This window comes from Pseudomonas sp. (assembly GCF_050739655.1).
In the GTDB taxonomy this organism is placed as follows: Bacteria; Pseudomonadota; Gammaproteobacteria; order Pseudomonadales; family Pseudomonadaceae; genus Aquipseudomonas.
The window spans coordinates 1-7509 of sequence record NZ_JBOIBY010000107.1 but is presented as its reverse complement, the minus strand read 5'-3'; the positions used below and the strand labels follow the sequence as shown (position 1 = coordinate 7509).

The following is a 7509-nucleotide window of genomic DNA, read 5'->3' as shown; positions in this document are numbered from 1 at the left end:
CCGATATCCTGGCGCAGCAAAAACGGACGGAGTGGTTTTACGATGATCTGGGCTGATAGAAACTTGATGCTGTTTATTTGGCCGTGGAAGGGCTTAGATGAAGAGCGACGATATCTGGGTTCTCAGGATTGAGAGTGGGATAACGATCAAGCACCTGCGGGTCATGACCTGGCACGACATGGTCAGGACTTTCCGCTAGCGAGAGAATTCTACGGTAGCCATCCAACATGTCACCGACATTAAGTACGACGGGGAAAGGCGACTCTAACTCAATATTGTCGTAGTAATGGCTTGCATCCGAGGCAAGCACTATCCAGCCTCTTGCGGTGTGTACGCGGACAGCCTGTAGTCCTTGGGTGTGCCCCCCAACATGAACAAGCTCAATGCCAGGTGCAAGGCGTACGTCGCCGTTATGGAAGACAACCTTCTCTTGGTAAACGCCGCGAACGATATTCACCACATCTTCGATGTTGAAAGGGTGGCGCAGCGGTTTGTAAATCATATAGCGGCCGGTGGCATATTGCATTTCCGACTCTTGCAGGTGGAACCTGCTATTGGGGAGCAGATTGCAGTTGCCTGCGTGGTCGTAATGCATGTGCGTGATGATGGTGTCGGTGACATCACTTGGCTGCAAGTCGAACGCTTCGAGCGCCTTTATCGGACATTTCAGTAGCTTTCGGCCCCTGGCGTCTGCAGCTGCTTGGTTAAAGCCTGTATCAACCAAGAACACGCGCTCTGCATCTCGGATCAGCCAAACGAAATAGTCCATTGGCATTGGGCCGTCGTGCAGGTCATGGCCATCCATAAAATTATCTCTTCGTTGCCGCTCGAGATGGGCATAACGCAGCGCGTAAACTTCATAGCAAGGTATGTTGCTCATTGTGGATCCCCTCGGGAAACCTAGGCTCGGCAGTGCGCCTTAAGAGTTAGGTAAATCAGGCGTGGGCAATTTATTGCCTCAAGGAAGGATCGCTCTGAGGGATAAGGGCTTCACCTACCGATGGATAGGCCGCCACCGTACTGACTTAAGCTTGAGATGATGAGGAGCAAAAAAACGGGGCCGAAGCCCCGTATAAAGGGAACACTCTGAAATTAAGCTTGCTTGGCGGCGTCGTTAAGGGCCTGCTCAAGCATGGGGACGGCGACTGTGGCAGTATGAATGCCAACAACGCTCACGATCTCCAGTACTTCCATCACTTCTTCGACGGTTGCACCGTACTTAATGGCGTTGCGCATATGGAGCTTCAAGCCAGGTTGGTAGAGGTGTGTGGCGGACGCATTGAAGGCACAGTAGATCAGCTCTTTGATCTTCGGTTCTAAAACGCCGTGAGTCCAAGGCACAGAGGAGAAGTCGAGGTAGGCCTTGAAAAACTCTGGATCCAGCTCCAGCAGGCCGTCCCACGTATTGTGCCAGTATCCGCGCTTCTCGATGAATTCGGCCTTCAACTGCTCTTGCTCAGCGTTGTAGGGCGTTGCTTCTTTGCGCAGACCCTCTTCCTCCAACACTTCCAGGAGAAGAGGTACTCCAACGTTGCAAGCATGAATGCCCAGAGCACTGGTGATTTCAAGCACCTCCATGATCTCTTCTTTGGTAGCGCCAAAGCCCAGGGCGGCCTTCAAGTGCGATTGGATACCGGGTACATACAGGTGAGTAGCCGCTGCATCGAGCGCGATGTAGATGAATTCCTTGACCTTGTCTTCAAGGTGATTCTTCTTCCAAGGCACGCCAGAGAGACCGAGGTAACTCTCGACAAATCGTGCATCCAAACGCAGCATGCTCTCCCACGTAGGGCTCCAAGTGCCGCGAATACGGACGAACTCGTCCTTTACTGCTTGCTGATATTCATTGAGTGGCATTTTTCTGATCCTGATTTTGATGGGCAATAAGTGAGGGCTTTATAAGGCAGATGCTTCTTCAGCCGAAGCTAACTGTGGGAGGTAGTCCTTATCGGAGACCTCCTCCTGCCAACCTGTTTTGCCAATCGAAACTGCCACATGAACCATATAGCTGGTGTCGCTGGCGCCGTGCCAATGGCGCTCTCCAGGCGCAATCCAGACCACATCCCCTGTACGGATCACTTGCGGCTCTTCTCCTTCCAAGCAGACCCAGCCCGAACCGGCAGTAACGCTCAATACCTGGCCTACCTCATGGGTATGCCAATACGTTCTGGCTCCGGGCGCAAAGAAAACCGTATTAATCGTGACGCCATCAGTTGTGGGCATCACAGGGTCGGCCCAGACCGATCCGCTGAAAGTGGAGGAGCGCTGTTCAGACGGCGAAGCGTTGTCGCGAGCGTGGATTACTTTCATTTTTGCTCACCAGATTCTTTGTGCACGCGGATGCCACCTGAGACATCGCCGATAGCATCGACCACTTTGTTGCTGATCAAATCACCGTACCCCAGTGCTGTTTGAAGTCCGAAACTTGCCAGTGGGCCGGAAGCGTTGAGGGAGGCAATGCCAAGCTCGCGCACTAGGTCGACGTAGAGAACGACGTCTTTCGTCATCAGCTTGCCGGTCAGCCCACCTTCAAGGTAGTTTCCGTTCACGATGTGGGGGAATCGATTGAGGGTTGCGAAGTTCACACCGCTGCTTGAGTTCAAAACATCAAGCAAGATGTTCAGATCCAAGCCGGCCTTTTTGCCGGCAACCATCACTTCGGCTGTTGCGGCCAGGCTCACTGCGTTGAGAAAGTTGTTGAGTAGCTTTGCAGTGTGTCCTGCGCCGCTTTCTCCCATGTTGAAGACCTTGCTGCTGATGGGATTGAAGGCCCACTCCAGGTCGCGAATCGTGAGTGCGTCACCACCAACCATCAGCGTCAGCGTCCCTTTCTCAGCGGCGGCAGCTCCGCCGGAGATTCCTGCATCAATGAGCTGCACGCCCTTGGATTTAAACAGGTTGTTTAGCCGTTTTGTCGAACTGGCGGCTGAAGTGCTTAGGTCGACTACAACCTGGCCGGCTCGGCAATGCTGCAATAGGCCATCGTCACCTTCACAGACTTTCTCGACAACATTGCTGTCGGGCAGGGAGAGTAGGATGTAGTTGCAGTTCTGAGTGACCTCTTTGACTGAAACCGCTGATGTTGCGCCGACGGATTCTGCTCGTCCAAGACTGGCGTCATACCCAAGGACTTCAATCCCTGCATTTACCAGGCAGCGAGCCATACGGCCGCCCATGTTGCCAAGACCGATGAAACCAATTTTGTTAGTGATCATTTTTTTTCTTCCGAAGGGGAAAATCAGGGACGCTTGTCTACGGTGGAGGTGTCCCAAGCGCCTGCGCCACCTGCAGGTCGAACGGTGTTTACGATGCTCGATCCGCCGTCGACTGAAATGACTTCCCCATTGATGTAGGAGGCCTGATCGCTCAAGAGGAATGCTGCTACGCCGGCGATTTCATCGGGCGTTCCGACGCGACGCATTGGAACAGTTGAACCTCGCTGTACCATGTCGTTCCCGCCGCCTGTTGAAGACTTGTTGCTAGCAAATAGTTCGGTGGGAATAAGGCCAGGAGCCACAGCGTTCACGCGGATATTCATCGGCCCACCGTACATTGCGGCACCATGTAGCAAGCCCATCACGCCGTGCTTTGACGTCTGATAGGGGAGCAGGTCGTGGCTGCCGCGCAGGCTAGCAATCGAGGCAGTCAATACGATTGCGCCACCACTCTCTTGTTTCATGTACTGACGGAAGGCTTCACGCAATCCGAGGAAGGGGCCTCGCAAGTTGATCGCGATTACTTTGTCGAAGTCTTCTGTGGATAACTCGGGAAGTGAGGCAAATGAACCAACGATGCCAGCATTCAGGTGGTACAGATCTACTCGGCCAAAATGATCCACGGCCTGCTGCATGTAGCCTTTCACGTCATCTTCATTGCTCACATCGGCTTTAACGCCAATGGACGCCGTTGGGAGTGTTCGTGCTAGCTCGATTGCTGCATCACCATTGATGTCAACAACCACCACATTTGCGCCGGATTCGGAAAGAATCCTCGCCGTTGCGGCTCCGATGCCTCCAGCGGCGCCGGTGACGACGGCGACCTTGCCGCTAAATGAAAGAAGACTCATCGATTAACCCCTGGCTATCTCCGGATATAATTTGGAGCGCTATTGCGATCTATCTAAGCGCTGTGAGAAATATCGGCGCGCCCTTTGCAATGGTCACCTGCCGAAAGATAGTTTTGGTAAATGTGATGGATACAAAAACGCCTATCAGCAATGTCAACTGATAGGCGTGTCGATGAAAATTTAGTTATCTCACGCCAGAGCGCTCCAGGTATTGCGGGGTATACATTGTTGCCGGGAGCTCAGCAAAGTTAATGCCTTCATTGCTTCCACTAGTTGAGCTCATTAATGCGTAGTCGCGAGACTGGAAGTTATAGATGACGAGTGGTACAGAAAGAGTTAGCGGAATTTCCGGATAAGTCAATGGCGGGATCTGCATACTTTTCCAGAGCTGGCCTTTCGCGTCCCACAGATCGGTGGTCAAGATTGTCCAAGTGTCTTCATCAATATAGAGCCGACGTTTCGGAACTACGTGGCGAGCACCTGCTTTGAGGTTCGCTTCCACAACCCATACCCGATGCAGTTCCCAACGCATGAACTCTGGATTGATGAACTTCTCGCCTACGAGATCTTCAGCTTTTGCGTTTGCAAGAGAGTTCCCAAGGTAAGGGACGTAGAATTCCTGCCTGCCAATCAGCTTCCAGTCATAGCGATCTGTTGCGCCACTGAATCCCCAAGAATCGTCGAAGTTGGTGAGTCCGGAAGTGAAGTTGTTCGGTACGTCATATTGGACGTTTGGGGCTTTTCGAAGCCGGCGCTGCCCTGCCAAATAAACCCAAGCATTGGTTTGCATGTTAATCGCGTCGCGGGGAATATTTACAACCTGCTTTTCACCCGCTGAATATGCTGGGGCGGTAGCAGTGATCAAAGATCCACCCCACAAGTTTTTATCAAATTTGTTCTCGCGGCCTGGCGGATAGTTGTAAGGGGTGGATATATTAATGACGTTGGAGGAGGTTAATGCACGTTTGCCAGAGGATGATACGAACCAAGTGCTGGCCTCAAGAGTTGAGTCGGCACCGCGCCAGTTCCAGTTCATATTGAACATCGCCTCTTCCCCAGTCTTTGGGATGGGGAAGGGAACTCCCCCGGCGAAACCATCAAAAGACATCTTGTGATCTTGCAGGGTGATTTTTGTTGCGTTGCTTATAGAGCGGTCGTAGATATATTGAGGAGCAGCCCCAGTGCGATGAGTGGGATAAATTTCTATCTTGTAGCCTTGATAGTTTTTAAGTAGATACTTTGCGCCATCCGTCAGCTTGTCTGCATATTTATCCAGATTGCCTGCCGTGATGGTAATCAGGGGCTTCTCACTTGCAAATAGTTGCGGCGGGCGTTTACCGTCACTTTTTTTTGCCGCGTCTGTCAGGCCTCCTGTCCAAGCGGGAATGGTGCCGTCGGCGTTTCCGGCTTTAATTGCGCCAACAGGTGTAAGTTCACTATTAAGTTTCGCTGCTTCTTCTGGGCTTACAGCAGCGAAAGTCTGCTGTGATAGAACGGTGGCAAGACAGATGGATATGGCGGAAACTTTGTATTTGTTTTTCATCAGTCATCTCCGATTAAGCGAGTTTTTTGGCATTCGCTAGTTTGGATTCAGGAGCCTCTGTAAGTCCGCATTGCTCAGAGCATGCGTCATGCTTCTAGGCCTTATATGGTGGTCTACTTTAGTCACATTAGGCAAGGGCCTTCGAGCTTAATGCGATTGTCGTTTCTATTGGCGGATGGTAAGCCATCATTGCCAAGATGAAGTTAATAATGTCCGGTTTCCTTGTACTTGTTGGACATTCTGTGTTTTGCACTCCTGGCACCGCTGGGTGGCCCGAAGGTGTGAGTTAAAATTCCCGCAACACTGCATGGCTATCACCTATCGAAAGATAGACTCGTGGTATCTTCGGTCTTGGATGGCTTGGAGGCCACGATATAAGGGGGTTACCGTCTATCTGTTTGTTGGTGGGTGCGGTAAGCACTTCTGCCTTGGAGGCCGGTATGGTTGCATGGCCTATTTGGTCATGTGCTGGTTCAGGATTTCGGGTTGGATGACTGCCATTTTGTGGGATCCAGTTTCGCTATCTCGTGGATCAGTTGAATTAGTGCGCCGTTCTTTATTTTGACTTGCAGATGCTTTCCTCCGCTGGCCCGATGAGGGTTGATATATCTAATGTCTAATTCTTGGTTGGTCTCGTTGTACTCGATACTTTCAATCTTGCTGATATTGGCGACGGTGAAGATCATTTAGGCTTCCTTGGATTTTATCTGCTTGGAATAAACCTTTAGAGAAGTGTGATTTTGGTGGTGGGGAACCTACCGAAGGATAGGTATGACTAGCTTTAATTTACGCGGCTTGTCAGTTTGAGTGCGGGGGCTAGTAAAAGCCTTGATGGGGGAGCATTGCTTGCTTTCGATAGATAGGTGTTCTGTCTGCTTGTGAGGGGGCATTTCTCGCCATTCTCATAAATAAGGAGGTGGGAGATGGAGTCGGCACAAATTTTCGATGTAAGGGGTCAGGTCTGCATCGTAACTGGTGGTGCTGGTGGTATTGGGTTGGCCTGCGGCGAGGCGATGGCGGAGAACGGAGCTCGGGTGGTATTGACGGACATAGACTCTGCTCGACTGGCCTCCGCGGTGGAGCGTCTGCAGGGTAAAAACCTTGATGTTCAAGGGGTAAGCATGGACGTCAGTACCCGATCGACAGTGGCCGCAGTGTTTGATCAAGTTATCGCAAATGCGGGGCGAATTGATGTTGTGTTCGCCAATGCTGGTGTTGATGTCGGAGAGGGCTTCATTGCTAAAGATGGTAGTCGTAGCGTTGAGGGGGCTCTAGAGAATATTACTGATCAGCATTGGAACAAATATATAGGTATTAACCTTGGTGGAGTGCTACATACTTTGCAGGAGTCAGCCAAGCATATGAAGCGCCAGTGTAGTGGCAAAATTATTATAACTACCTCGATCGCTAGTCGTAGCAATGTTGGGGCTGTCGGCACTTCCTACTTCGCAGCGAAGGCGGCAGCTGCACACCTCATGCGGCAGGCTGCTCTTGAGTTGGCGCGCTTTAACATTCAGGTCAATGCGATTGCACCAGGTGCTTTCGCAACCAATATCGCCAATGGCCATGTGCGAGATCCTGAGGTGCGTCGGCTGCTAGAGGCATCTAACCCTCAGCACCGTGTTGCTGACCCCGACGAGATCAAGGGGCTTGCCCTGCTGCTCGCGTCAGGGGCGTCCTCCTTTATCACTGGTAGTGAGATTGTGATCGACGGCGGCGCTCTGTTAGGTATTGCCGAGTGAGGAACCTTCTTGGATTAAGGGCTCTAGGCTGGGCTTCTCATGGTTGAAGGATGGTCTGGTGCCTATCTCTATCTTTCGATAGGAGAACATAGGAAAAGATTGCGCAATTGTGAAGTCGTACCCCTCCTTGATCTTTTGTATCGAGGAGGGGGCCAAGC

The 7509-nt window shown here is 51.7% G+C and carries 8 protein-coding genes; 1 reads left to right on the top strand and 7 read right to left on the bottom strand.

Annotated elements, in window-relative coordinates; genetic code table 11:
* Nucleotides 1-73: 73 nt before the first annotated feature.
* From ACRESJ_RS05695 to ACRESJ_RS05665, 7 genes are all read right to left on the bottom strand, one after another.
* Complete coding sequence (locus ACRESJ_RS05695; protein ID WP_431757032.1) at nt 74-880, bottom strand: N-acyl homoserine lactonase family protein; 807 nt, start codon at nt 878-880, stop codon at nt 74-76.
* 212 nt (nt 881-1092) lie between these two features.
* Nucleotides 1093-1857 carry a carboxymuconolactone decarboxylase family protein gene (locus ACRESJ_RS05690; protein WP_431757031.1) on the bottom strand — a complete coding sequence of 255 codons (765 nt, stop codon included), beginning with the start codon at nt 1855-1857 and terminating at the stop codon, nt 1093-1095.
* Nucleotides 1858-1896: 39 nt separating this feature from the next.
* On the bottom strand, nt 1897-2310 hold the full coding sequence (locus ACRESJ_RS05685) for a cupin domain-containing protein (RefSeq protein WP_431757030.1): 414 nt from the start codon (nt 2308-2310) through the stop codon (nt 1897-1899).
* Nucleotides 2307-3215, bottom strand: a complete 909-nt coding sequence (locus ACRESJ_RS05680; protein ID WP_431757029.1) for an NAD(P)-dependent oxidoreductase — start codon at nt 3213-3215, stop codon at nt 2307-2309. Before ACRESJ_RS05680 ends, ACRESJ_RS05685 begins: the two co-directional genes overlap by 4 nt.
* 23 nt (nt 3216-3238) lie before the next feature.
* A complete protein-coding gene (locus ACRESJ_RS05675; protein ID WP_431757028.1) occupies nt 3239-4066 on the bottom strand; it encodes an SDR family NAD(P)-dependent oxidoreductase in 828 nt (275 codons plus the stop codon).
* A gap of 184 nt (nt 4067-4250) precedes the next feature.
* On the bottom strand, nt 4251-5609 hold the full coding sequence (locus ACRESJ_RS05670) for a DUF1329 domain-containing protein (RefSeq protein ID WP_431757027.1): 1359 nt from the start codon (nt 5607-5609) through the stop codon (nt 4251-4253).
* A gap of 473 nt (nt 5610-6082) precedes the next feature.
* Nucleotides 6083-6295 carry a hypothetical protein gene (locus tag ACRESJ_RS05665; protein ID WP_431757026.1) on the bottom strand — a complete coding sequence of 71 codons (213 nt, stop codon included), beginning with the start codon at nt 6293-6295 and terminating at the stop codon, nt 6083-6085.
* 237 nt (nt 6296-6532) lie between these two features.
* On the opposite strand from ACRESJ_RS05665, the gene ACRESJ_RS05660 reads away from it, so the two are divergent.
* The gene (locus ACRESJ_RS05660; protein ID WP_431757025.1) at nt 6533-7351 is read left to right on the top strand and encodes an SDR family NAD(P)-dependent oxidoreductase; all 819 of its coding nucleotides are present in this window, start codon (nt 6533-6535) and stop codon (nt 7349-7351) included.
* The last annotated feature ends 158 nt before the right edge of the window (nt 7352-7509 follow it).

What these genes read in the sequence shown, in the direction of transcription:
- ACRESJ_RS05695 (WP_431757032.1), bottom strand. Translation starts at nt 880, where the DNA reads ATGAGCAACATACCTTGCTATGAAGTTTACGCGCTGCGTTATGCCCAT.
- ACRESJ_RS05690 (WP_431757031.1), bottom strand. Translation starts at nt 1,857, where the DNA reads ATGCCACTCAATGAATATCAGCAAGCAGTAAAGGACGAGTTCGTCCGT.
- ACRESJ_RS05670 (WP_431757027.1), bottom strand. Translation starts at nt 5,609, where the DNA reads ATGAAAAACAAATACAAAGTTTCCGCCATATCCATCTGTCTTGCCACC.
- ACRESJ_RS05660 (WP_431757025.1), top strand. Translation starts at nt 6,533, where the DNA reads ATGGAGTCGGCACAAATTTTCGATGTAAGGGGTCAGGTCTGCATCGTA.
- ACRESJ_RS05685 (WP_431757030.1), bottom strand. Translation starts at nt 2,310, where the DNA reads ATGAAAGTAATCCACGCTCGCGACAACGCTTCGCCGTCTGAACAGCGC.
- ACRESJ_RS05665 (WP_431757026.1), bottom strand. Translation starts at nt 6,295, where the DNA reads ATGATCTTCACCGTCGCCAATATCAGCAAGATTGAAAGTATCGAGTAC.
- ACRESJ_RS05680 (WP_431757029.1), bottom strand. Translation starts at nt 3,215, where the DNA reads ATGATCACTAACAAAATTGGTTTCATCGGTCTTGGCAACATGGGCGGC.
- ACRESJ_RS05675 (WP_431757028.1), bottom strand. Translation starts at nt 4,066, where the DNA reads ATGAGTCTTCTTTCATTTAGCGGCAAGGTCGCCGTCGTCACCGGCGCC.